Annotated in this window: 19 protein-coding genes; 10 read left to right on the forward strand and 9 right to left on the reverse strand. The window is 73.3% G+C overall.

What is annotated here, in order from left to right:
• Positions 1–7: 7 nt before the first annotated feature.
• The gene (locus tag IG62_RS46690) at positions 8–823 is read right to left on the reverse strand and encodes a hypothetical protein (protein WP_030810309.1); all 816 of its coding nucleotides are present in this window, start codon (positions 821–823) and stop codon (positions 8–10) included.
• A 135-nt stretch (positions 824–958) separates the two neighbouring features.
• Here IG62_RS46690 and IG62_RS0130185 point away from each other — a divergent pair, with 135 nt between their 5' ends.
• Positions 959–1,924 carry an acetylxylan esterase gene (locus IG62_RS0130185; RefSeq protein ID WP_030810312.1) on the forward strand — a complete coding sequence of 322 codons (966 nt, stop codon included), beginning with the start codon at positions 959–961 and terminating at the stop codon, positions 1,922–1,924.
• 25 nt (positions 1,925–1,949) lie between these two features.
• Here IG62_RS0130185 and xylA read toward each other — a convergent pair whose 3' ends face one another.
• Complete coding sequence (gene xylA / locus IG62_RS0130190) at positions 1,950–3,113, reverse strand: xylose isomerase (protein WP_030810315.1); 1,164 nt, start codon at positions 3,111–3,113, stop codon at positions 1,950–1,952.
• Positions 3,114–3,266: 153 nt separating this feature from the next.
• Here xylA and xylB point away from each other — a divergent pair, with 153 nt between their 5' ends.
• The 6 genes from xylB (at position 3,267) to IG62_RS0130220 (ending at position 11,633) form a co-directional block, all read left to right on the forward strand.
• Positions 3,267–4,697, forward strand: a complete 1,431-nt coding sequence (gene xylB / locus IG62_RS0130195) for a xylulokinase (protein ID WP_030810318.1) — start codon at positions 3,267–3,269, stop codon at positions 4,695–4,697.
• A gap of 164 nt (positions 4,698–4,861) precedes the next feature.
• Entirely contained in the window at positions 4,862–6,148 is a 1,287-nt protein-coding gene (locus IG62_RS0130200; RefSeq protein ID WP_037839664.1) for an ROK family transcriptional regulator, read from the forward strand.
• Between the two features lie 154 nt (positions 6,149–6,302).
• Positions 6,303–7,715, forward strand: a complete 1,413-nt coding sequence (locus tag IG62_RS0130205; RefSeq protein WP_030810324.1) for a family 2B encapsulin nanocompartment shell protein — start codon at positions 6,303–6,305, stop codon at positions 7,713–7,715.
• Between the two features lie 106 nt (positions 7,716–7,821).
• On the forward strand, positions 7,822–9,237 hold the full coding sequence (locus IG62_RS0130210) for a family 2B encapsulin nanocompartment shell protein (RefSeq protein WP_030810327.1): 1,416 nt from the start codon (positions 7,822–7,824) through the stop codon (positions 9,235–9,237).
• A 240-nt stretch (positions 9,238–9,477) separates the two neighbouring features.
• A complete protein-coding gene (locus tag IG62_RS0130215) occupies positions 9,478–10,134 on the forward strand; it encodes an N-acetylmuramoyl-L-alanine amidase (RefSeq protein WP_030810330.1) in 657 nt (218 codons plus the stop codon).
• 257 nt (positions 10,135–10,391) lie between these two features.
• Positions 10,392–11,633, forward strand: coding sequence for a phosphodiester glycosidase family protein (locus IG62_RS0130220; RefSeq protein ID WP_030810333.1), 1,242 nt, complete (start codon positions 10,392–10,394; stop codon positions 11,631–11,633).
• A gap of 65 nt (positions 11,634–11,698) precedes the next feature.
• Here the strand turns inward: IG62_RS0130220 and IG62_RS0130225 are convergent, their stop codons facing one another.
• Both IG62_RS0130225 and IG62_RS49175 read right to left on the reverse strand, forming a co-directional pair.
• Positions 11,699–12,880, reverse strand: coding sequence for an MFS transporter (locus IG62_RS0130225; protein WP_030810336.1), 1,182 nt, complete (start codon positions 12,878–12,880; stop codon positions 11,699–11,701).
• Positions 12,877–13,071, reverse strand: a complete 195-nt coding sequence (locus IG62_RS49175) for a hypothetical protein (RefSeq protein ID WP_030412106.1) — start codon at positions 13,069–13,071, stop codon at positions 12,877–12,879. Before IG62_RS49175 ends, IG62_RS0130225 begins: the two co-directional genes overlap by 4 nt.
• A 242-nt stretch (positions 13,072–13,313) precedes the next feature.
• On the opposite strand from IG62_RS49175, the gene IG62_RS0130235 reads away from it, so the two are divergent.
• On the forward strand, positions 13,314–13,853 hold the full coding sequence (locus IG62_RS0130235) for an Ig-like domain-containing protein (protein WP_051798789.1): 540 nt from the start codon (positions 13,314–13,316) through the stop codon (positions 13,851–13,853).
• A gap of 149 nt (positions 13,854–14,002) precedes the next feature.
• Entirely contained in the window at positions 14,003–17,320 is a 3,318-nt protein-coding gene (lysX, locus tag IG62_RS0130240; protein ID WP_030810342.1) for a bifunctional lysylphosphatidylglycerol synthetase/lysine--tRNA ligase LysX, read from the forward strand.
• A 75-nt stretch (positions 17,321–17,395) separates the two neighbouring features.
• Here lysX and IG62_RS0130245 read toward each other — a convergent pair whose 3' ends face one another.
• Genes IG62_RS0130245 through IG62_RS0130265 form a run of 5 tightly spaced genes read right to left on the reverse strand, consistent with a single transcriptional unit; the run spans position 17,396 to position 23,541 of the window.
• Positions 17,396–18,439, reverse strand: a complete 1,044-nt coding sequence (locus IG62_RS0130245; RefSeq protein ID WP_030810345.1) for a 2-hydroxyacid dehydrogenase — start codon at positions 18,437–18,439, stop codon at positions 17,396–17,398.
• Between the two features lie 55 nt (positions 18,440–18,494).
• Positions 18,495–19,121, reverse strand: a complete 627-nt coding sequence (locus IG62_RS0130250) for a histidine phosphatase family protein (protein WP_030810348.1) — start codon at positions 19,119–19,121, stop codon at positions 18,495–18,497.
• The gene (locus IG62_RS0130255) at positions 19,118–20,647 is read right to left on the reverse strand and encodes an FGGY-family carbohydrate kinase (RefSeq protein ID WP_030810351.1); all 1,530 of its coding nucleotides are present in this window, start codon (positions 20,645–20,647) and stop codon (positions 19,118–19,120) included. The genes IG62_RS0130250 and IG62_RS0130255 overlap by 4 nt, the downstream gene beginning before the upstream one ends.
• Positions 20,640–22,223, reverse strand: a complete 1,584-nt coding sequence (locus tag IG62_RS0130260; RefSeq protein ID WP_030810354.1) for an FGGY-family carbohydrate kinase — start codon at positions 22,221–22,223, stop codon at positions 20,640–20,642. Before IG62_RS0130260 ends, IG62_RS0130255 begins: the two co-directional genes overlap by 8 nt.
• Before the next feature lie 13 nt (positions 22,224–22,236).
• Entirely contained in the window at positions 22,237–23,541 is a 1,305-nt protein-coding gene (locus IG62_RS0130265) for an MFS transporter (protein ID WP_030810357.1), read from the reverse strand.
• 268 nt (positions 23,542–23,809) lie between these two features.
• On the opposite strand from IG62_RS0130265, the gene IG62_RS0130270 reads away from it, so the two are divergent.
• Positions 23,810–24,592 (forward strand): DeoR/GlpR family DNA-binding transcription regulator, encoded by a 783-nt coding sequence (locus IG62_RS0130270; protein WP_030810360.1) that lies wholly within the window; start codon positions 23,810–23,812, stop codon positions 24,590–24,592.
• The last annotated feature ends 196 nt before the right edge of the window (positions 24,593–24,788 follow it).

The following is a 24,788-nucleotide window of genomic DNA, read 5'->3' on the forward strand; positions in this document are numbered from 1 at the left end:
GCGGTGCTCAGGACAGCGGCTTGGTGAGCTTCCGGGTGTTGCTGCGGTTGCCCATCAGGCTGCAGCTGACGGTCTTGAAGCCGAGCTTGTAGCCCTTGAGGTTGGGGTACTGCACGTAGGTGCCCTCGGCGGTGCCGGCGGGCTGTCGGGACGCCTTGCGCTCCAGCTCGTCCCGGCACAGCGACGACGCCTTGTCCTGGATGTCGGACACCGTGGTCAGGCCCTCGCCGAGGCGGTGGGTGGCGACGACCTCGGCGTCGTGCGGGCTGTTGCACGACGCCTCGGTGTTGTTGCCGCCGCCGCCCGGGTCCAGGTCGTAGCAGTCGCCGACCTTCTGCAGGTAGAAGGGGATCGTGCCGGCGGAGGGCGTGGGCGTGCTCCCGGGGTCGCCGCTGGGCGAGGCGTAGGGGTCGTCGGAGGGTGAGGCGGAGGCGCTCTCGGACGGGGTGGCGGAGGCGGAGGCGCTCGAACTGGACGACGTCTGGGCCCGGTTGTTGCCACCGTCGTCGCTGTTGGCGATCACGACGACGGCGATGACGGCGGCCAGCACGACCACGCCACCGCCGATGATGGCGGCGATGAGCTTGCCGTTGCCGCCGCCGTTGGGCGGGCCGGGCGGCTGCTGCCAGCCGCCGGGGCCGCCCGGGCCGCCCGGTCCCGGAGGGCCGTAGCCGCCCGCGGGCGGACCGAAGCCACCGGGGGCCTGATTGCCGCCGGGCGGCGGGCCGTATCCGCCGGCCGGCGGTCCGAACCCGCCCGGGTTGTTGGGGGGCGGCTGGTTCGGCGGGTGCGGCTGGCCGGGCGGCGGGGGCGGAAAGCTCATAACGGAAATGATCGCTTCTTTACTGGGATTCACGGGACGCGGTGACCAAGCTGGAACACTTCCGGTCTGAAATGTCCGCGTGCTGGGCACCGTTGGCGACAGGCAGCAAGCCACCCTACGGCCCGGAGGATCCGCGTGTTCACCGACCTGCCCCTGGACGAACTGCGCACCTATCGCCCCCCGTTGCCCGAGCCGCCCGGATTTGACGCGTTCTGGGAGCGCACCCTCGCCGAGGCGCGTGCCCATGACCTGGCCGCGCGGTTCACCGCGGTCGACGCCGGGCTGGCCCTGTTGCGCACCTACGACGTGGTGTTCTCGGGCTTCGGCGGGCACCCGATCCGTGGCTGGTTCCTGATCCCGCGGGCGGCCGCCGGGCCGCTGCCCTGCATCGTGCAGTACCTCGGTTACGGCGGTGGCCGGCGGCGGCCGCACGACTGGCTGCTGTGGCCCTCGGCGGGCTACGCCACCCTGGTCATGGACGCCCGCGGCCAGAGCGGCCCGGACCGCCCCGGTGACACCCCCGACCCGGTCGGCTACCGCAACCCGGGCGTCCCCGGCCGGCTGACCCAGGGCCTGCTCGATCCCGACGACTACTACTACCGGCGGCTGTTCACCGATGCGGTACGGGCCGTGGAGACCGCGCGCGGCCACGAGGAGGTCGACGGGGAGCGGATGGTGGTCGCCGGTCACAGCCAGGGCGGGGCGCTCGCCCTGGCGATGACCGGCCTGGTCCCGGGCCTGGCCGGGGCGCTGATCGACGCGCCCTTCCTGACCCACGTCCGCCGCGCCGTCGAGATCACCGACGCCGGCCCGTACGGTGAGCTCGGCCGCTACCTCGCCGGCGCCAGGGACCATGTCGACCCGGCCCTGGACACCCTGGACCACTTCGACGGGCTGAACTTCGCGGTCCGGGCCACCGCACCAGCGCTCTTCGCGACCGCGCTGCGCGACGACGTGGTGCCGCCGTCCACCGGCTTCGCCGCGTACCACCACTACGCGGGCGAGAAGGAACTGAAGGTGTGGCGGTTCAACGCCCACGAGACCGGCGGCACCGACCAGCGCGCCGCCGAACTCGCCTTCGTGCGCGGGCTCTTCGGCTGACCGGCGGCCTGACCGGCCGGCCGGTTCAGGACGCGCCGAGCAGATGGTCCAGGGCCAGCTGGTCCAGCTGCTCGAAGGCCATCCCGCGGGCGCCGGCCACCTCCGGACGGAAGGTCTCGTAGGCGGTGGGGTCGGCGAGCAGCCCTGCCAGGCCGTCCTCGGCGGTGGGACGGGCCAGTTCGGGCAGGCGGGCGGCGCGCAGTGCGTCCTGGACGGCCGGGTCGGCCCGGAAGGCCGCGGCGCGCTCCTTGAGGATCAGGTAGTTGCGCATGCAGCCTGCGGCGGAGGCCCAGACGCCGTCGAGGTCCTCGGTGCGCGGCGGTTTGAAGTCGAAGTGCCGGGGCCCGTCGTAGCCGGCCGTCTCCAGCAGGTCGACGAGCCAGAAGGCGGCGCGCAGGTCGCCGGCGCCGAAGCGCAGGTCCTGGTCGTACTTGACGCCGCTCTGGCCGTTGAGGTCGAGGTGGAAGAGCTTGCCCTGCCAGAGGGCCTGGGCGATGCCGTGCGGGACGTTGAGGCCGGCCATCTGCTCGTGGCCGACCTCCGGGTTGACGCCGAAGAGGCCGGGGCGTTCGAGGCGGCCGATGAAGGCGAGGGCGTGGCCGACGGTGGGCAGCAGGATGTCACCGCGCGGCTCGTTGGGTTTGGGCTCGATGGCGAACCGCAGGTCGTAGCCCTGCTCGACGACGTACTGGGCGAGCAGGTCGAAGGCTTCCTTGAGCCGGTCGAGGGCGGCCGGCACGTCCTTGGCGGCGCCGGACTCGGCGCCCTCCCGGCCGCCCCAGGCCACATAGGTGCGGGCGCCCAGTTCGGTGGCGAGGTCGATGTTGCGGAGCGTCTTGCGCAGCGCGAAGCGCCGGACGTCGCGGTCGTTGGCGGTGAAGGCACCGTCCTTGAACACCGGGTGGGTGAAGAGGTTGGTGGTCGCCATCGGGACGACCAGGCCGGTGGTGTCCAGCGCCTGGCGGAAGCGTTTGACGGCCGTCTCGCGCCGGATGTCGTCGGCGCCGAACGGGATCAGGTCGTCGTCGTGGAAGGTGACGCCGTACGCGCCGAGCTCCGCGAGGCGGTGCACGGTCTCGACCGGGTCCAGTGCGCGGCGGGTGGCGTCCCCGAAGGGGTCGCGGCCCTGCCAGCCGACGGTCCACAGGCCGAAGCTGAATTTGTCCTCGGGTACCGGCTGACAGCGCATCGCATCTCCCTCGGCCATTTCGTCAAGGCACTTTACAAATTCCGCGGCGGCCAAACTAATATGCGGCGGCACACCGGGGAACCCCCTGGAAGCAGACCGTGCGAGAAGGCTCCGCAGCTTTCGTGGCAGCGGGCCGCCAAGGGAGAGAGCACGATGGGCGCACAGGCAGCGGGACCGCTCGTCCTCGGCGTGGACAGCTCGACGCAGTCCACGAAGACGCTGGTCGTGGACGCGGAGACCGGTGTGGTCGTGGCGCGCGGGCAGGCGCCGCACACGGTCGGCGGCGGCCCCGGCAAGGAGAGCGACCCCCGGCAGTGGTGGCGGGCGCTGGGCGAGGCGCTGGCGCAGTGCGGGGACGCCGCCCGGCAGGTCTCCGCGGTGTCGGTCGCCGGGCAGCAGCACGGGCTGGTCACGCTGGACGCGGCCGGTGAGCCGGTGCGCCCGGCCCTGTTGTGGAACGACGTCCGCGCCGCGGGCCACAGCGAGCGGCTGATCGCCGAGCGGGGCGGCGCCCGGGCCTGGGCCGACCGGGTGGGGAGCGTGCCGGGCCCGGCGTTCACGGTGGCCAAGTGGGCCTGGCTGCGGGAGACCGAGCCGGCCGCGGCCGCCGTCACCACCGCGGTGCGGCTACCGCACGACTACCTCACCGGGCGGCTCACCGGCGAGGCGGTCACCGACCGCGGGGACGCCTCCGGCACGGGCTGGTGGGCCTCGGCCACCGGGGCGTACGACACGGAGATCCTGGCGCACGTCGGGCTGTCCCCGGAGGCGCTGCCCCGGGTGGCCGGGCCGGGCGAGGCCGCCGGGACGGTGCACGCCGGTGAGCTGCCGCTGCCCCGGGGTGCCCTGGTGGCCGCGGGCACCGGCGACAACATGGCGGCCGCGCTCGGCCTCGGCCTGCGCCCCGGACAGCCGGTGCTGAGCCTGGGCACCTCGGGGACGGTCTACGCGGTCTCCACCCACCGCCCGGCCGACCCGACCGGCACCGTCGCCGGTTTCGCCGATGCCCGGGGCGACTGGCTGCCGCTGGCCTGCACCCTGAACTGCACGCTCGCGGTGGACCGGGTGGCGGCGCTGCTGGGCCGCGACCGGGAGGCCGTGGAGGCGGGCGGCGAGGTGGTGATGCTGCCGTTCCTCGACGGGGAGCGCACGCCGAACCTGCCCGGGGCCTCGGGCCTGGTGCACGGGCTGCGGCACGACACCACGGCCGGCCAGCTGCTCCAGGCCGCCTACGACGGCGCGGTGTTCGCGCTGCTGCGGGCGCTGGAGCAGGTGCTGGATGCGGACGCCGCGGCCGGGACGCCGCTGCTGCTGATCGGCGGCGGTGCGAAGGGCCGGGCCTGGCGGGAGACGGTCCGCCGGCTCTCCGGCCGCCCGGTGGTGGTGCCCGAGGCCCAGGAGCTGGTCGCGCTCGGCGCGGCGGCCCAGGCGGCCGGGCTGCTGCTGGGCGAGGACCCCGCGGCGGTGGCCCGCCGGTGGGGCACCGCGCGCGGCACGGAGTACGAGGCCCAGCCACGGGACGACGCCGCCCTGCACCGGCTGGCCGCGACCCTCACCGACGCGGACACCCTGCTACGGCGCTGAACCCCCGGCGCCGAACCCGCCCGTACGGACCCGCCGGTACGGTCCGCCCGGTACGCACCTGCCCTGCCGCCCTACGGTGGCCCGGGCACCCCCTGCCGATACAGCGGCACTCCCCCGCCCCCGCCCGGGGAGACTCCGCCCGACACCTACCTCCAAGGAGACCCGTGACCGCGCCCGGCAACGACACCCAGGCCGGCATCCGGCGGCGCAACCTCGCCCGGGTGCTGCAGGCCGTGGCGGCGCACGGGCCGCTGTCGCGGCCGGCGGTGGCGGCGCGGATCGGGCTGACCCGGGCGGGCGTGGCGCCGCTGGTGGACGAGCTGCTGCGGGCCGGACTGCTGGCCGAGTCGGGGCCGGCGGCGCCCCGCGGCCGGGGCCGGCCGGGGAGCGAACTGGTGGTCAGCGACCGCGGCCCGGCGGGGCTCGGGGCGGAGATAGGCGTGGATCACCTCGCGGTGTGCGCGATCGATCTGCGCGGCCGGATACGCGCCCGGGCGGCGGTCGGCGCGGCGAACCGGAACAGCGCGCCCGGGCCCGTACTGGAGCGGCTCGGGGAGCTGCTCGCGGAGGTGACCGGGCGGATCGCGGCGGAGGGGCTGCGGCCCGCCGGGCTCGCGGTGGCGGTGCCGGGGCTGGTGGCCCGCGGCGGGACGACCGTGGTGCACGCGCCCAACCTCGGCTGGCGGGCGGCGGATCTGGCGCCGGCCCTGGCCCCGGTGACGGCCCCGACGGGCTCCCCGGCCGTGCCGCTGACCGTGGAGAACGAGGCGAATTTGGGGGCGCTGGCCGAACTGTGGCCGGCCGGTGCGGACGGCGGGCGACCGGGGCCGCCGCCGGACTTCGTACATGTCTCGGCCGAGGCCGGGATCGGCGCGGCGGTCGTGGTGGACGGCCAACTGCTGCGTGGTGCACGGGGGTTCGCCGGTGAGCTGGGTCATGTGCCGGTGTACCCGGACGGCCGCCGGTGCGACTGCGGCGGCCGCGGGTGCCTGGAGCAGTACGCGGGGGAAGAGGCCGTGCTGCGGGCGAGCGGGGCGGCGGCCGGGCGGGCGGTGGCCGGGGAGGCGGGGCCGGGGGCCCGGATCGCGCTGCTCGCCCGCCGCGCGGCCGACGGCGACCCGGCCACCGTACGGGCCCTGGAGGAGGCGGGGACGGCGCTCGGCATCGCGCTCGCCGGAGCGGTGAATCTGCTCGACCCGCGGGCGGTCGTCCTGGGTGGTGCGCTGGCCGGGCTCGCGCCCTGGGTCCTGCCGTCGCTGGAACGGGAGCTGACGATGCGGACGGCCGTGGCGGCGGATCCGGCGCGGGCCGGCGGGCCGTCCGTGACGGTGTCGCGACTGGGGGCGGACGGGCCGCTGCTGGGGGCGGCGCAGGCGGCGTTGCGGGCGGTCCTGGACGACCCCCTCCGTTCCTGCGCCCCGGCTGACTCTCCCCCGGTCAGAACCCGCTAAACCTTTCCATGGAAAGAGATTTCCATGCCACCCCATCGAGCGATTGTGCCGATAAAAAGCGCGCGACTACCGTCGGTTCGGCGGGCTGCCGAGAAACCGCTGCGCATCGCTTCCTGGGCAGTCCCGCATCGCACCCTCCCATGAGACAGGTGGCATTGTGACGATTGCCGACGAATCGTATCCCGGCAGTGCGGAAGAATCCCAGAATTCCAGTCTGAGTACCACCGCCGCACGGAATTTGGCGACCACCACCAAAACCGCGCCGCAGATGCAGGGCATCACTTCCCGCTGGCTGCTGCGGTTGTTGCCCTGGGTGCAGGTGTCGGGCGGCACCTACCGGGTGAACCGCCGGCTGACCTACACCGTCGGCGACGGGCGCATCGACTTCGACATCAACGGCGGCGACGTCTCGGTCATCCCGGAGGAACTGCGCGAACTCCCCGCCCTGCGGGACTTCACCGACCACGAGGTGCTGGCGGCGCTCGGCGAGCGGTTCACGCAGACCGAGTACGCGCCCGGCGAGCTGATCGCCGAGGCCGGCACGCCGGACGACCGGCTGGTCCTGATCGCGCACGGCCGGGTGGACCGCATCGGCACCGGCAAATACGGCGACGCGACGGTGCTGGAAGCGCTGGCGGGGGGTGACCATTTCGGCACCGGTCCGCTCGAAGCCGAGGAAGCGACCTGGGAGTTCAGCTACCGGGCGGTGACCCGGGTGACGGTCATGGCACTGCCGCGCCAGGCGGGCCAGGAAGTGATCGACCGCTCCCCCGGGCTGCGCGAGCATCTGGCGACGGCCGACCGGTCCGCCTCCCGGCCGGCGAACGACAGCGGCGAATCGGCGGTCGCCGTGGCGTCCGGGCACCAGGGCGAGCCGGCCCTGCCCGGCACCTTCGTCGACTACGACGCGGCGCCGCGGGAGTACGAACTCAGCGTGGCCCAGACGGTGCTGCGCGCGCACAGCCGGGTCGGCGACCTCTACAGCGACCCGATGAACCAGGTCGAGGAGCAGCTGAAGCTCACGATCCAGGCGCTGCGCGAGCGCCAGGAACACGAGATGATCAACAACCGCGAGTTCGGGCTGCTGCACAACGCCGACCTCAAGCAGCGCATCCACACCCGCACCGGACCGCCCACCCCCGACGACCTCGACGACCTGCTCGCGACGGTCTGGAAGGACCCGGGCTTCCTGCTCGCCCATCCGCAGGCCATCGCCGCCTTCGGCCGGGAGTGCAGTGCCCGCGGGCTGTATCCGACCGCGGTGGATTTCATGGGGCATTCGCTGCCGTCCTGGCGCGGGGTGCCGATCTTCCCGTGCAACAAGATTCCGGTCACCAAGGACCGCACCAGCTCGATTCTGCTGCTGCGCACCGGCGAGGAAAAGCAGGGCGTGGTCGGTCTGCAGCAGACCGGAATTCCCGATGAATACGAGCCGGGGCTGTCGGTGCGTTATATGGGCATCGACGACCGGGCGGTCCTCAAGTATCTGGTCAGCGCCTACTATTCCGCGGCCATTCTCGTGCCCGATGCGCTGGGCGTGCTGGACGACGTGCAGATCGGCCACTGAGCGGCCGCCGCAGGACAAGCACGACAGCACGCGCCTCCGCGGGCATCCGCACGCCCCCGGTAGCACCGGCACAGCGCAGCACCGACAGAACAGGTGAGCTTCTTCCATGACCACATCGGTGGACCCGACGTCCGGCCCGCAGCCCTCCGAGGTCGAGCAGAATCCGTCCAGCCTGGGCACCGCCGCGGCCCGCAATCTGGCGACCACGACCAAGACCGTGCCGCAGATGCAGGGGATCTCCTCCCGCTGGCTGCTGCGCATCCTGCCGTGGACGCAGGTCTCCGGCGGCACCTACCGCGTCAACCGCCGGCTGACGCACACCCTCGGCGACGGGCGGATCGAGTTCGTCTCGACCGGCACCGACGTCCGGGTGATCCCGGCCGAGCTGCGCGAACTGGCGCCGCTGCGCGGCTATGACCACGCCCCGACCCTGGAGACGCTGGCCGGCCGCTTCGTCCAGCGGGAGTTCGCCCCCGGCGATGTGCTGGTCCGCAGGGGTGGCCCGACCGACCGGGTCATCCTGATCGCGCACGGCAAGCTGGACCGGCTCGGCGCCGGCAAGTACGGCGAAGAGACGTCCCTGGGCACGCTGGCCGACGGCGATGCCATCGGCGCGGCGGCGCTGCTGTCCGGGGAGGCGGAGTGGGAGCACTCCGTGCGGGCGGTGACCCGGGTGACCGCACTGACCCTCTACCGCAGCGACTTCGAGGCGGTGCTGGGCGATTCCGATTCCCTGCGGGCGCACATCGAGGCGTTCCGTACCGCGCTGGCGCCCGCACAGAACAAGCACGGTGAGGCGGCCATCGAGCTGGCCGCCGGCCATGTCGGCGAGCCGGTGCTGCCGGGCACCTTCGCGGACTACGAACTGACGCCGCGGGAGTACGAACTCAGCGTGGCGCAAACGGTGTTGAAGGTGCACTCCCGGGTCGCCGACCTCTACAACGGGCCGATGAACCAGCTGGACCAGCAGCTGCGGCTGACCGTGGAGGCGCTGCGCGAGCGCCAGGAACACGAGATGATCAACAACCGCGAGTTCGGGCTGCTGCACAACGCCGACCTCAAGCAGCGCCTCCACACCCGCACCGGACCGCCCACCCCCGACGACCTCGACGAGCTGATCTCGCGGCGCCGCAAGACGCAGTTCCTGCTGGCCCATCCGCGCACCATCGCCGCCATCGGGCGGGAGTGGAACGCCCGGGGGATCTACCCCTGCACCGTCCCGTTCGAGGGCGGCGAGGTGCGGGCCTGGCGGGGCATCCCCCTGCTGCCCTGCAACAAGATCCCGATCACCCCGGACCAGACCAGCTCGATCCTGGCCCTGCGCGTCGGCGAGGAGAACCAGGGCGTGGTCGGGCTGCACCAGACCGGCATCCCGGACGAGTACCGGCCCGGCCTGTCCGTCCGCTTCATGGGCATCAACGACCAGGCGGTCATCAACTACCTGGTCAGCGCGTACTTCTCGGCGGCCGTGCTGGTGCCGGACGCGCTGGGCGTCCTGGAGGACGTCGAGATCGGCCACTGACCGGCGGCGCACCGCCGTCCGCGCCGCGTCCGGGTCCGTCCCTTCAGGGGCCCGGGCGCGGCACCCGGGTGACGGCCGATCAGGTGCGTCCCGGCTCGTGACCTGCGTCGTTGCCGCCTTTGGTCGAGCCATTGGCGGCTCGGCCATGCCCTTGGCAGGACCTGTCCGGTTGCGCATGATGAACGCATCGCATGTGCGTGACATGTACGCGACCACCCTCGGTCCTTGTCAGGAGTTCACATGGAGCCCCGCCACCCCCGCCCCGCCCGCCGGCATCTGCTCACCGGCGCGGCCGCACTCGCCGCGGCCGCCGCACTCGCCCCGGTCACCGCGCCCGCCGCCCTGGCCGACCCGCACCGCCGGACACCACACGGCCGGACACCGCACGGCGGCAACGGCTACCCCCCGGTCGAATGGATCCCGGCCAGCACGTCCAACTTCACCACCGCGCACCGCCCCGACCAGTACCCGATCGAGATGGTCGTGATCCACGTGACGCAGGAGACCTACGAGGACACCCTCCGGCTCTTCCAGAACCCCGCGCACAAGGCCGCCGCCCACTACGTCGTCCGCTCCTCCGACGGCCACCTCGCCCGGTGCGTCAGCGAGCGCAACGTCGCCTGGCACGCCGGTAATTGGGACTACAACACCCGCAGCATCGGCATCGAGCACGAGGGCTGGATCGACGACCCGACGTGGTTCACCGACACCCTCTACGAGCACTCCGCCCGGCTCACCGCCGCCGTCTGCGACCGCTACGGGATCCCCAAGGACCGTGAGCACATCATCGGCCACGTCGAGGTCCCCGGCTCCGACCACACCGACCCGGGCGAGTACTGGGACTGGGCGCGCTATCTGCAGCTGGTCACCGAGGCCTCCTGGAGGCACAGAAGATGACCCGACGCGCGCCACGCGGTCCGCGGGAAGCGCTCCAGGCCGGTGAGGTGGCCCCCGCTGGCGTCACGGGCGGCGGCCGGGGCGGTCAGAGGCGTCACCAGGGCGGCACCCAGCGACACGACGGGCGTTCCGCGGGTGTACGGATTCATGACATTTCCAGGTCATAGTGAGCGGTCCATAGTGGGGCGTGCCGTGTGCACGTGGCGCGGTGAACGTCTCCGGTACCCGGTGCAGTTGACGTGACGTCAGGGGCAATCGTGAAGCAGCGATTCGGTCGGGTTCGCGCGGTACTGACGGTGCTGGTGGTGTGGGGCGTGCTGGCCGGCGGCGGGATGGCGGGCGGGGACCCGGCCACCGCGGCGGGCGCCACCCTGCGCCGCTCCCGTGCCCTGCCGATCGCCCCCGGTGTGGCGTACGGCGAATTCCGGATGACGGTGCCGCGCGGGGTGGTGCACGGGCATCTGCTGACGGTCGATCTGGGCGATCCGCGGGTGTCGGTGGACCTGCTGTATCCGGGCGTGGTCGGGGCCCGGGCGCCGGTGTCCCGGCTGGCGGCGGCGCGGGGTGCGGTGGCGGCCGTCAACGGGGACTTCTTCCACATCACCGAGACCCAGCATCCGGGCGTGGAGGTCACCGGCGCCCCGGACGGCCCGGCCGTGGTCTCCGGCCGGCAGCTGAAGGCGGCGGTCCCCGACGGGCAGCGCTTCGGCCCCGTACTGCCGCCGGGCGCCAGTACCGAGGACGTCCTCGGCGTGGGTTACGACCGCCGGGCGCGGCTGGACCGGCTCACCCTGCACGGCGCGGCACTGACCCCCGAGGGCGGTGTGCCGCTGCGCGGGCTCAACCAGTACGCGCTGCCCGTGGACGGCATCGGCGCGTACACCCCGCAGTGGGGCCCGGCGTCCCGGGAGCGGGCCGTCTGCGGGAAGGACACCGAGCGGGCGGCACCGTGCAGCACGGACACCGCGGAGGTGACGGTCCGGTACGGCCGGGTGACGGCGATCGAGGACACTCCGGGCGCCGGCGGGGTGGCCGCGGGGAGCGTGGTGCTGGTGGGCCGGGAGGAGGGCGCGCGGCAGCTGCGCAAGCTGCACCTCGGCGAGCCGCTGCGGGTGGGCTACCGGCTGGCCGGCGAGGGGCCGGTGCCGCTGCGGTTCGCGGTGGGTGGTTTCCCGATCGTCCGGGACGGGCGGCCGGTGGCCGGGCTGGACACCGTCGCGGTGGCGGTGCGGACCGCCGCGGGGATCGCACCGGGCGGGCGGGTGCTGTATCTGCTGGCGCTGGACGGCGCACGCGGCCAGACCGGCCTGACGGTGAGCGAACTGGCCTCTCTCATGGCCGAGTTGGGGTCAAAGGAGGCGATGAACCTGGACGGCGGTGGGTCCTCGACGCTGGTGACCGACGACGGCACCGGCGACGGGGTCGTGGTGCGCAACCATCCGTCGGGCGGGGCGGAGCGCCCGGTGGCGAACGGCGTGGGGATCTTCTCCTTCGGGTGAGCGGCGGGCCGCCCCGCCCGGCCCGCGACCCGTCGCACCCGCCGCCGGTCACACCCGCCCGGCGGTCACGTCGTCCCGGCGCGCCCCGCCCCCGCGGTGCGCATGCGGCCGACGGCGTACACACAGCCGGCCAGCGCCAGGTCGGAGAGCAGCATGAAAGCGGTCGAGTAGCTGCCCTTGGCGCTGTAGACGGCGCCCATGACCAGCGGCGGGACGAAGCCGCCGAGGCCGCCGGCGGCGCCGACGATGCCGGTGACGGTGCCGACCCTGGCCTGGGGCGTCACCCGGGAGACCAGTGCGAAGACCGAGCCGCCGGCCGCGCCGAGGCCGGCCGCCATGACGAGGAAGTCGACGGTGCCGACCGGGTCCAGCGGCGGGTCGAAGGCCTGGACGACGGCGAGCACGGCGACCGTGCCGAGCGCCCAGGCGGTGACGACGGCCGGGTGGACCCGGTCCGCGCACCAGCCGCCGACCGGCCGGAAGGCCACCGTGACCAGTGCGAAGCCGGCCGCCTTGGTGCCCGCGTCGGCGGCGTCGAGGTGGTACCAGGTCTGCAGGTACGTCGGGAGGTAGACGCCGAACGCGACGATGCCGCCGAAGCCGATCGCGTACAGCGCGGCCAGCTCCCAGGTGACGCGCAGCCGGCCGGCCCGGCCCAGCCGGGTGGCGAGCGAGGTCTCGGGCACCGGCCGGCCCGGATGGTCGTTGATCATCAGGGCGCCGACGACGGCGAAGAGGGCGAGGCCCACGGCGACGACGAGGTAGGGCAGGTTCTCGTCGTAGCGGTGGATGCGGGGGGTCAGATAGCCGGAAAGGGCGATGCCGCCCATGCCCATCCCGAAGATCCCCAGGGCCAGCCCCCGTTTGCGGGGCGGGAACCAGGCGTTGACGAGCGGGATGCCGATGGCGACGGTGGTGCCGCCCAGGCCGAGCAGGAAGCCGGTGCCGAGCAGGGCGGCGTAGGAGTGCTTGGCGGGGATCAGCAGCAGCACGGGCACGATGGTCAGCGTCGAGACCAGCGGGAACATCACCCGGGCGCCATAGCGGTCGGTGAGCGCGCCGACCGGAACCCCGCCCAGGGAGCCGACCAGCACCGGCACCGCCACCAGGGCCGACACCTGGACGTGGGTCAGGTCGAGGCTGCTCTTGAAGGCGTTGCCGAGCGGGGAGATGAGGTTCCACGCCCAGAAGGTGATCGTGAAGCCGAGGGTGGCGACCGCGAGGTTCCGGTAGGCCGCCAGGGTCACGGCCGCACGCTGCTCACCACGTCGGCGGCGCCGGCCAGTCCCTGGTGGATGTCCGGGGCCAGGCTGCTGTTCGCGAGGTAGAAGCCGAGCAGGGCGCACACGAGGGCGTGCGAGAACTTGAGCTTCCCGCTGCGCAGGAAGATCACGGTCAGGGTCAGCAGCAGCAGCACGACCGAGATGGAAATAGCCATGGGACGCACACCTCCTCAACCGCCGCCCGAACGGACGGCAAGGGGTGGCCAGTTTGGCGTATTTCGGGGTATGTCCGGTTCGCGGCCCGATGCTCCATCCGGGTGTTCACTGCGGGTCACCGGAGAGGACGGACACCCGGCCACCGTGACGTGGATCACATCACTCCCCGCAACGGAGTCGCGGCATCGCCCGTCTTAGCGGCCGGCATCTCCGCCCTCCCTCACCTTCAGACGGACCACCCATGCCCCTTCGCCCCTCCCCCCGCCGCAGGCCCTGGCGCACCGCGCTCGCCCTGGCCGGGGTGGTCGGCGCGGGCACGCTCACCGCGTGCGGCGGCGCGGCACCGGGCACCCAGGGCGCTCCGGTGCGGGTGACGCTGGGCGCGGCGAACGGGACCCGGACCGTCCAGGCCGGCGACCGGCTGCGGGTGACCGCGGAGGGCGGGGTGCTGACCGAGGTGACGGTCTCCGATCCCCGGGGGCGGCGGCTGCCCGGCGGTCTCGGCGGCGGCGGAACCGTATGGACCGCCCGCGCGCCGGCCGCGCCGGACACCCGGTACTCCGTCCTTGCCCGGACGAGGGACGGCCGGGGCGGCCGGGGCGCGGCCAAGGAGTCGCTGACCACGGCGACGGCGGCCCGGCTCGACGCACCGGTGGTCGGACGGGGTGGGCTCCGGCGGCGGCCGTCACCTCGCGAAGGACCCTCACCTGAGCTTCACGATGGGCCGGACATGCACCGACTCGGCTCCGGAGCGGGAGTGTGGCAAGGTCCGGGTGGGTGAACCCAGTACAGTCACCGCATCCTCCGTACGAGGGAAAGACGATACGACCATCGGGATCGGAGACTGGAATGCCGAGCCCGTGCCCGGTGGGCGGAGAACCGCACCCTCGCGTCGAGCAGCTGACCCCTTTCAGAGCCTAGTGTGACGGAATGAGCACCGTGCAGGACCAGGATCAACTCACGGGGTGGCGGCGCTTCCGGCGTCGCGTCCCGAACGGCTTCGCCATCATCTTCAGCGTGCTGGGGCTCTTCTGCGCCCTGACTGCGCTGATCGGGCCCCTCCGGCGCGGACTCCATCCGGTGATCTACTGGCTGGACACGCTCACCATCCCGGTGCAGCCCAACTTCGCCTACGCGGTGTTCCTCTTCCTCCTGGCCGCGGCGATGACCGCGCGCAAACGCGTGGCACTGTGGTTCGTCGTCGCCTACATGGTGCTGGTCACCCTGGCCGACGCCCTGTTCCTGGCCGCGGGCTACTGGGAGTTCGCCTTCTCGCTGGTGCTGTGCGCCGGCGCGCTGGTGCTGCTGCTGGTCTCGCACCGCGAGTTCTACGCGATCACCCGGCGCGGTGCGTTCCTGCGCGCCATCGGGGTGCTGATCGGCGGGCTCGTGGTGGCGGTGCTGACCGGCTGGGGTCTGGTGACGCTGGCGCCCGGCACCCTGGAGGCCGGCGGCGGCAACCGCCTGCTGTGGGCGGCGAACCGGGTCTGCGGCGGGCTGGTCGGCGGCCGGCTGGTCGAGGGCCATCCGCCGCACTGGACCAGCACCGTCCTCGGCCTGCTGGGTGCGCTGGCGCTGCTGAACGCGGCCCTGACGCTGTTCCGTTCGCAGCGCATGGAGGCCGCGCTGCACGGTGACGAGGAGGCCCGGATCCGGGCGCTGCTGGAGCGTTACGGCAGCCAGGACTCGCTCGGCTACTTCGCCACCCGCCGCGACAAGGCCGTGGTCTTCTCCCCCAGCGGCAAGGCCGCCGTCACCTACCGCGTCGAGGCCGGCGTCTGCCTGGCCAGCGGTGACCCGGTCGGTGACCGGGAGGCGTGGACGCAGGCGATCGAGGCCTGGCTGGAGGTCGCCGGACGGTACGGCTGGCAGCCGGCCGTGATGGGCGCGAGCGAGAGCGGCGCCAAGGCGTTCGCCCGCAGCGGGCTGGGCGCGCTCCAGCTCGGCGACGAGGCGATCCTGCACGTGAAGGACTTCGACCTGGACGGCCGGGAGATGCGGGTGACCCGCCAGGCCGTCAACCGCGTCGAGCGGACGGGCGCGAGCTTCCGGGTGCGCCGGCACTCCGCGCTGACCGACGAGGAGATGCAGGAGGTCATCCACCGGGCGGACGCCTGGCGGGACACCGAGACCGAGCGCGGCTTCTCGATGGCGCTGGACCGGCTCGGCGACCCGGAGGACGGGGACTGCCTGCTGGCCGAGGCGTTCGACGGCGACGGCAACATGATCGCGCTGCTGTCCTTCGTCCCCTGGGGCCCGGACGGCATCTCGCTGGACGTGATGCGCCGCGACCGCACCGCGCCCAACGGCGTCATGGAATTCATGGTGGCCCGGCTGTGCGCCCAGGCCGGGTCGCTCGGGGTGCGCCGGATCTCGCTGAACTTCGCGGTGTTCCGCTCCGCCTTCGAGGAGGGCGCGCGGATCGGTGCCGGCCCGGTGCTGAAGTTCTGGCGCCGGCTGCTGCTGTTCTTCTCCAAGTGGTGGCAGCTGGAGGCGCTGTACCGCTCCAACGCCAAGTACAACCCCGAGTGGTACCCGCGGTTCCTGTGCTACGCGGACGCCGGCGCACTGGCCCGGATCGGCCTGGCCTCCGGTATCGCCGAGGGCTTCGTGGCCGTACCGAGCCTGGGCAAGCTGTGGGGCAAGGGCCACAAGAAGCGGATGCTGGCCCCGGCGAGCACGGCCGGTCTGCCGTCGCTGGACGAGCTCGGGCTGGTGCAGGCGCCGCCGGCCACCGAGGAGGAGCTGCACGAGCGGGAACTGGCCGCGCTGCCCGAGCAGGTACGGGTCCGGCACCGCAAGCTGGAGCGGCTGCGGGCGGACGGCACCGACCCGTACCCGGTGGGCGTGGTGCGCACGCACACCCTGGGCGAGGTCCGCGCCGAGCACCCGGAACTCGCGGCCGGGGTCCGGACCGGCAAGTCCGTCAGCATCGCCGGCCGGGTGCTGCGCACCCGCGACCACGGCGGGGTGCTCTTCGCCGAGCTGCGTGACTGGTCCGGCGATCTGCAGATCGCGCTGACCCGGGACGGCACCGGCAAGGAGCTGCTGGACCGGTTCGGGTCGGACATCGACCTGGGCGACCACGTCGAGGCCGAGGGCGAGATCGGCGCCAGCGACCGCGGTGAGCTGACGGTGTTCGTCACGCAGTGGCGGCTGACCGCCAAGTGCCTGCGGCCACTGCCGGACAAGCGGCGAGGGCTGTCCGACCCGGAGGCCAAGGTCCGCCAGCGCTATGTGGACCTGGTCGTCTCGCCGGACGCCCGGGAGACCGTACGGGCCCGCAGCACGGCTGTGCAGGCGCTGCGCCAGGGGCTGATCGACCGGGGTTACCTGGAGGTCGAGACGCCGATGCTCCAGCAGATCCACGGCGGCGCCAACGCCCGCCCGTTCCACACCCACATCAACGCCTACGACCTCGACCTGTATCTGCGCATCGCGCCGGAGCTGTACCTCAAGCGGCTGTGTGTGGGCGGTATGGAGAAGGTCTTCGAGATGGGGCGGACGTTCCGCAACGAGGGCATCTCGTACAAGCACAACCCCGAGTTCACGATGCTGGAGGCGTACCAGGCGTTCGCCGACTACGACGTGATGCTCGACCTGACCCGGGAGCTGATCCAGGGTGCCGCGGTCGCCGCGTTCGGCAGCGCCACCGCGCGCAAGGCGGACGCGAACGGGCGGCTGGTGGAGCACGACATCTCGGGGATCTGGCCGGTCAAGACCGTCTACGGCGCGATCTCCGAGGCGCTCGGCGAGGAGGTCGACGCGGACACCGAGGTGGACCGGCTGCGCCGGCTGTGCGGTGCCGCGGCGGTGCCGGTGAAGCCGGAGATGGGCCGCGGCGACATCGTGCTGGAGATGTACGAGCGCCTGGTGGAGGAGAAGACCCAGCTCCCCACGTTCTACAAGGACTTCCCCACCGATGTCTCGCCGCTGACCCGGCAGCACCGCAAGGACCCGCGGCTCGCCGAGCGCTGGGACCTGGTCGCGTTCGGCACCGAACTGGGCACCGCCTACTCGGAGCTGACCGACCCGGTCGAGCAGCGGCGGCGGCTGACCGCGCAGTCGCTGCTGGCGGCCGGCGGTGACCCGGAGGCGATGGAGCTGGACGAGGACTTCCTGCAGGCCCTGGAGTACGCGATGCCGCCGACCGGTGGTCTGGGCATCGGTGTGGACCGGCTGGTGATGTTCCTGACCGGTCTGTCGATCCGCGAGACGCTGCCGTTCCCGCTGGTCCGGCGGCGCTGAGCCGGACCCGGCGGGGAAGGACGCGAGAAGGCCACCACCCTTGAGGTGGTGGCCTTCTCGCATGCCATGGGGGCCTCAACTGCCCTGGAACACCTCGGGGTTGGCGCAGTGCACCAGCGGTTCGCCGCGCAGGTGGCGGCCGACCTCCTCGGCGACGATCCGGGCCGCCTTGTGCGCGACCTCCTGGCTGCCGCCCGCGATGTGCGGGGTGAGCACCACGCCGGGGGCGGTCAGCAGCCGGGAGCCGGCCGGCAGCGGCTCCTCGGGGAAGACGTCGAAGGCCGCGCCGGCCAGCTGCCCGGCCTCCAGGGCGTCGCACACCGCGTCGTAGTCGAGGAGCGCGCCGCGGGCGCAGTTGACCAGGATCGCGCCGCGGCGCATCGCGGCGATCTGCTTGCGTCCGATCATGCCGCGGGTCTCGTCGGTGACCCGGGCGTGCAGGGAGACGATGCGGGAGCGGCCGAGCAGTTCGTCGAGGGTGACCTGCTCGGCGATGCCGGCCAGCGCCTCGGGACGGACGTACGGGTCGTGGACCAGGACGTGGGCGCCCAACGCGACGAGGACCTTGGCGACCCGGCTGCCGATGGCGCCGTAGCCGACCAGGCCGACGGTGGCGCCGTCGATCTCGATGCCGCAGCGGTCGTAGTCGTAGTAGTCGCCGCGCCAGACGCCGCGGCGCAGGTCGGTGTGGGTGTCGCCGACGCCGCGGGCGGCGGCCAGCATCAGGGTGAGGGTGTGCTCGGCGGTGGCGGTGGCGTTGCGGCCGGGGGCGTGGCAGACCGGGACGCCGTGCCGGGTGGCGGCCGCGAGGTTGACGTTGACCGGGCCGCCGCGGCTGGTGCAGAACAGCTTGAGGTCGGGGCAGTGGGCGAGGATCCGCTCGGTGAGCGGGCCGTGCTCGGTGACGCAGATCTCGACGCCGCGCAGTGCCTCGATCATCTCGTCCTCGGTGCCGGAGGCCTCGATGACCTCTCCGACCGGGCCGAAGGGGGTGTGCGGCCAGTCGTAGCGCAGCTCGCGGATGTCCAGCGGGGTGTCCCCGGCGGCCGCGCGCACGGCCTCGGCGAACAGGCCCGGGCGGATGAAGTGGTTGCCGGCGGCGAGGACGGTGGTGCTCATGGGGTCTTCTTCTCCTGGGGCGGGTGCGTACGGGTGGTGGGCGTACGGCAGGTGGTCAGTGGAGGGCGGGGGTCTGGGCGAGCGCCGGGGCGTTGAGGCTCAGCAGCGCGGTGCGGCCGTGGCCGTGGCGGATCTCGGTGAGGGCGCCGTTGTGGAGCCGGGGGAAGACCCGGCGGTAGTCGGCCAGCGGGATGCCCAGCAGGTGGCACAGGAGGATCCGCAGCAGGGTGGAGTGGGCGACGACCAGGATGCGGCCGTCGGGGTGGGCCCGGGCGAGGTCGGCCAGGCAGTCGGCGGCGCGTTCGGCGGCGTGCCGCGGGTGTTCGCCGTCGGGCAGGTGGTGCGCGACCGGGTCGGCGAGGAAGGCGGCGACCCGCTCGGGGAAGCGGGTGCGCATCTCGTCGCGGGTCAGGCCCTCGCCCTGGCCGAAGTCGAGCTCGTAGAGCCGTTCGTCGACGTGCGGGGTGAGTCCGCAGGCCGCGGCGGCGGGAGCGGCGGTCAGCCGGGCGCGGGAGAGCGGGGAGCTCCAGATACCGGTCAGGTGGGCGGTGGTGGCCCAGGTGGCGAGGGTTGCGGCCTGTTCGCGGCCGAGGGCGGTGAGCGGCACGTCGGTGCGGCCGGCGTAGCGGTTCTCCGCGTGCCAGACGGTTTCGCCGTGGCGTACGAGGATGAAGTCGGTCACGGTGCGGCCCTCCTGCGGGCGTGGTCGGCCACGGTCCGGCCGAGCCAGCCACGGCGGGTGAGTTCGTCGACGAAGCGGAGGTAGACGGGGAGGTGGCGGGCGGTGCGGGCCGGGTCCGGGCGGATCTCGCGGTCGATCCGGACCATCGCGGCGGCCGCGTCCACCAGGCGGGTGCCGTCGGCGGTGGCGGCGAGGACGGCCATCCCGACAGCGCCCTCGGCCTGCTCCGGCAGCCGTACGGAACGGCCCAGGACGTCGGCGCGCAGTTGGCACCAGTAGGCGTTGCGGGCGCCGCCGCCGGTGAGGGTGAGCGGCCCGTCGACCGGCGCGCCGAGGTGGTCGAGGTAGTCGAAGCAGAGCCGTTCGAGGCAGGCCACGCCGAGCAGGTGGGCGTGGAACTCCTCGGCGCGGGTGGCGGCGTGGCCGAGGAGGAAGGGCTCGGCGTCCGGTGCGCGGAAGGGGAAGCGTTCACCGCCGGTGGAGACCAGGGGGTAGGCGACCGCTTCCGCGGCGGCCGGGTCGAGGGCGGCGGCCTGGGTGGTGAGGGCGTCGAGGTCCTCGCCGGGGAAGTGCCGGGTGAGGACGCCGGCGCCGCTGCTGGAGGCGCCGCCCGGCAGCCAGGTGTCGTCGGGGCCGCGGTGGCAGTAGACGACGCCGGCCGGGTCGCGGACGAGGTGTGAACTGGTGCCCTTGAGGACGAGGGTGGTGCCCAGCACCGCGTTCCAGGCGCCCGGTGCCAGCGCCCCGGCGCCGATCTGTGCGGCACAGCCGTCGGTCATGCCGGCGACGAGCGGGGTGCCTTCGGGGATGCCGGTGGCCGCGGCGGCCCGGGCACAGACCGTGCCGAGCACCGTGCCGGGGCGGACGACTTCCGGCAACAGCCCGAGGGGGACGCCGAGTTGCCGCATGACCTCGTCCGGCCAGCGTTCCTCGACGAGGTGGTAGCCGGTCTTGAGGGCGTGGCTGGCGTCGCCGGCGACCTGGTGGCCGGCCAGCCGCCAGGTGATCAGGTCGACCTGGTGCAGCAGCCGGGCGCCGGGCGGCAGTGCGGGGCCGTGCTCCAGCAGGGCGACGAGTTTGGGCAGTGCCCAGGAGGGCTGCATGCTGCGGTAGCCGAGTTCCTGCCAGACCGCTGCGCCTACGGTGTTGACGGCGGCAGCCTGGTCGGCGGCGCGGCCGTCGTCGTACATCAGCCCCGGGGTGAGCGGGGTGCCGTGGGCGTCGGCGAGCAGGAGGGTGCCCGAGGTGCCGTCGATCGCCAGGCCGCGGATCCGGCGGGGGTCGAGGCCGGTCAGTGCCTCCCGGCAGGCCGCGGCGAGCGCCTGCCACCACTCCTCGGGGTCCTGTTCGTGCCGGTTGCCGTCGCGCCGGCTGGTCAGCGGGCGGGCGGCGGTGGCGAGGACCCGTCCGGTACCGTCGACGGCGGCGCAGCGGGCGCTCTGGGTGCCGAGGTCGAGGCCGAGCCAGACGCCGTCGGGGTCGGGGCCGGTGGCCGGGGCGTGGCCGGGGTGGTGCGGGTCAGACAAGGGTGCCTCCAGGGGCGGCGTCGGGGGTGCCGGCGGGGCGAGCGGGGGCCTCGGTGGGGCGGCCGGGGGCCTCGGCGCGGCGGGTGGTGCTGCCGCGCCAGGCCGCGGTGCCGCGCCAGCCGGCCCCGCGGGCCAGGTCGCGCCAGCGCAGGAAGTCCTCGTACAGCGCGGCGTAGAACTCCGCGCGCTCCGGCTCGGGCTCCCAACTCCGTTGCATCCGTACGTACTTGGCGGCGGCGCTGTGCATGCTGGTCTCGGCGCCGGTGCGGACCAGACCGGTGAGGAAGGCGCCCTTGGCGCCGAGTTCGGTGTCGCCGGAGCGGGCGGTGGGCACGCCGGTGGCGTCGGCGATCAGGGCGCACCAGGCGTCGCTGTTGGCGCCGCCGCCGCACAGCCGCAGTTCCCGGACGTCGGTGCGGGCGGCGGCGAGCGAGTCCCGCAGGACCAGCGAGAGCCCGTCGAAGACCGCGCGGGCCAGGTCGGCGGGGGTGTGTTCCAGGGACAGGCCCCAGAACGAGCCGCGGGCGCCCGGGTCGAGGAACGGGGCGCGCTCGCCCGCCGGGGACAGGTAGGGCAGGAACATCAGCCCGCGCGCCCCCGGCTGCGACTCGAAGGCGAGCTGGGCCAGTTCCGGCGGGCCCGGCAGGTGCAGCAGCCGGGCCGCCCAGCCGAGGACCTCGGCGCCGTTGAGGGTGGGGAAGGCGCGCAGCACCCGTTCCCGGCCGCGGTAGGCGATGTGGATGCCGGACGGCTCTCCGGTGGTGTCGATCCCGGTGGTGACGATCTCGGTGCACAGGGTCGTGCCGAGGATGCTGCAGGCCTGGCCGGGGTTGACCACGCCGACCCCGCGGGCGGTGGCGGCGATGTCGTACGGCGCCATCACGACCGGGAGGCCGGCCGGCAGCCCGAGTTCGTCCGCGGCCGTGGTGGTGAGTTCGGCGATCCGCCGGTCCTCGGCCAGGACGGTGGGCAGCAGCCGCTCGTACGCGCCGAGGCCGAACAGGTCGATGATCTGCGGGTCGTAGGTGCCGGTGGCGTGGTCGAGGAAGGGGGCGGAGGCGTCGGACTCGTCGCTGGCGCGGACTCCGGTGAAGCGGAGGAAGAGCCAGCCGGCGGCGGTGAGCGAGGTGGCCGAGCGGGCGAGGCGGTCCGGGTCGTGGGCGGCCAGCCAGCTGAAGATCGCGTTGGGCATGCCCGCGCAGGTCAGCGAGCCGTTGCGGCGGAACGCGGCCTCCAGGACGCCGTCGTGCTGCCAGGCGGTGAGGTGGTCCCCGGCGCGGCCGTCGGACCACAGGATCGCGGGTCCGGTGGGGCGGCCGCGGTCGTCGACGAGCCAGGCGCCGTCGCCCTGCGCGGTGAAGGACACCAGCCACACCGGGTCGGCCAGGCCGTCCAGCACGGTGCGGACGGTGTCGACGACCGCGCTCCAGACGCCGTCCATGTCCTGTTCGGCCCAGCCCGGGTGCGGGCGGAGGACCTCGGTGGCGCGGCGGGCGACGGCGATCTCGGTGCCCTGGTCGTCGAAGACCACGGACTTGATCACCGTGGTCCCGACGTCGATGGTCAGTACGGACATCAGTGCGTCCCTCTCATGCCGGGGCCGAGGCGGCGGCGGGCTCGGGGCCCCGCCGTGCGGCGTCCGCGGTACCCGGCTCGTCCGGCAGCTTCAGGAAGTGGGCCAGTGCCCAGCTCACCGCGTACATCCCCGCGAAGATCCAGACCACCCCTTCGACGCCGAGCGGGCCGACGAAGAGCGCGACGACCGCGGGGCCGACGAAGGTGCTGGCGCCCGCGCCGAGGTTCAGGGCGGCCAGTGCCTGGCCCTGGTGCCGCGGCTCCAGAGTGGGCACCAGCGCCGAAAGCGGTACATAACCCGCCAGCGTAGCGCCGTAGAACGCGGCGACCAGGAGTGCCATCGAGAAGTTCGCGCCGGCGGCGTGCGGGACGTAGAAGAGCAGCAGGGTGCTGAGCGTGCAGCCGGCGCCGCCGAACCAGGCGATGGTGCGGCGCCAGCCGAAGCGGTCCCCGACCACACCGAACAGCAGGTTGGCGAAGATGTTGGTGGCGAACATCGCGCTGAGCAGGTGCAGCCACTGGGTGAGGGTGAAGCCGACGGTCCGGGTGAAGTGGATCGGCAGGATCACGAAGAAGCCGAACTGGGACGCGGTGTTGATGACCCGGACGACCGAGCCGACCCCGACCCGGGGGTTGCGCCACAGGATCGTGACGCTGCCGACGAGGGTGGCCACCGGTCCCTGGCCGTCGCCGTCCCCGCGCGGCCGTCTGCCGCCGTGGTCGTCCCGGACCAGCAGCAGTGCGATCAGTCCGCCCGCGGCGACCAGCACGAGTGCGGCCCACAGCGTGGCGTAGGCGCCGATGTGCGGGATGAGGCCGCTGGCGACGAGCGAGCCGAGGGTGGGCAGCCCGCCGGTGAAGGCGAACCAGAACCAGCCCATGGCGGTGCCGAGCCGGGCCCGCGGCGCCACCCCGGCGATCCAGACCAGGAAGCCGTACGCGAACAGCGGATAGCCCAGGCCGCGCAGGCCGTAGCCGAGCATCATCAGCGGATAGCTGCCCAGCGGAATGGCGACGGTGAGGAAGAGGAGTTGGAAGACGCCCCAGATGCCCAGGCCGGCCCACATCACACGGCGCGGCCCCCACAGGTCGGAGAGCACTCCGGAGAGCCAGGCGGCGATGCCGGCCGCGATCCCGTAGACGGTGAACAGCAGGGCCACCCGGGACTCGGAGAGGTGCTGGTCCAGGAGGTACGGCGAGAGGTACCCGGACTCGACCCCGTCTCCGATCATGAAGAGCAGCAGTCCGAGATAGCCCCAGGCGAGGGTCGGCGGAATGCCCAGGCGGGTGATCAGTGAACGCGGCGGAGAGTTCGTCATCGGAAGTCTCCCTTTCTGCGGCGGCTGCGGCGGCTCAGCAGGGCGAAGGGGGGTGGACGCAGCGATGGAACCGCCGTGCGGAAAGTGCCGTCAATGGCCGCCGGAATCTTCGCATCACCGCTCCGACCAGCCGTGTTGCGTCCTTGCGGAACCGCATGTGGACACCGTGCCGGGCGGGCGCGCAGTGTGAAATCCGTGCGAACATAACGCGGCGAATTCACCCGGCGGATGCCCGCGGGGACGCCGCCGGCACGGAGGGAGCGGAGCCATGGACCGGGTCGAGGCCCAGGAGGAGCGGCGCCGCCGGATGCGCGAGACCGTCATCGCCCGCGGTTTCGTGCGCACCGCGGACCTGGCCGAGGAGTACGGCATCAGCCTGATGACCGCGCACCGCGATCTGGACGCGCTGCAGGCGCAGGGCTGGCTGCGCAAGGTCCGCGGCGGGGCGACCGGGCTGCCGTCCGCGCAGTTCCACGGCAGCGTCGCCGAGCGGATGGCGACCATGGCGCACACCAAGCAGCAGCTGGCGCGGGCCGCCGCGACGCTGCTGGTGCCCGGCCAGACGGTGCTGCTCGACGACAGCACGACCTGTCTGCTGCTGGCCCACCAGGTCGCCGAGCACACCCCGCTGACCGTGATCACCAACTCCCTGCCGGCCATCACCACCCTGGCCAAGGAGCCCGGGATCTCCCTGATCACCCTGGGCGGCGCCTACTTCCCCGCCTACGACGCGTTCATGGGCCCGTACACCGCCGACGCGGTACGGGCCTTCCGCGCCGATGTGCTCTTCCTGTCGACCACGGCGGTCACCAACGGCCGCTGCTACCACACCTCACCGGAGACCGTGCAGGTCAAGCGCGCCATGATGGAGAGCGCGGGCCGCCGCATCCTGGTCGCCGACCACACCAAGTTCGCCAAGGGCGGCCTGTACGCCCTCGCCCCGCTGACCGACTTCGACCTCCTGATCGTCGACGACGGCCTACCGGCGGACGAGATCCGCCGGGTCCGGGCGGCGGGCACGGAGGTGATGGTGGTGGAGGGGAGGGGGTAGGGGATTGCCTCCCTCAACCCGGGAATACCTCCCCAACTCCCCGCGTTGTAGGCACAGCAGGGGGCTCGCGTATCCCCTACGGGATCTGTTCGACCGACCCCTAGTACTGCAACCGCATGTGGTGTGACCGTGTGGGCTGGGGCTCGTTGGTGTGACTGTGTGAGAAGTCGCTGACGGTTGAGCAGATCGATTCGTG

Origin of the sequence: Streptomyces sp. NRRL S-337 (assembly GCF_000720175.1) — a bacterium.
Classification (GTDB): domain Bacteria; phylum Actinomycetota; class Actinomycetes; order Streptomycetales; family Streptomycetaceae; genus Streptomyces; species Streptomyces siderophoricus.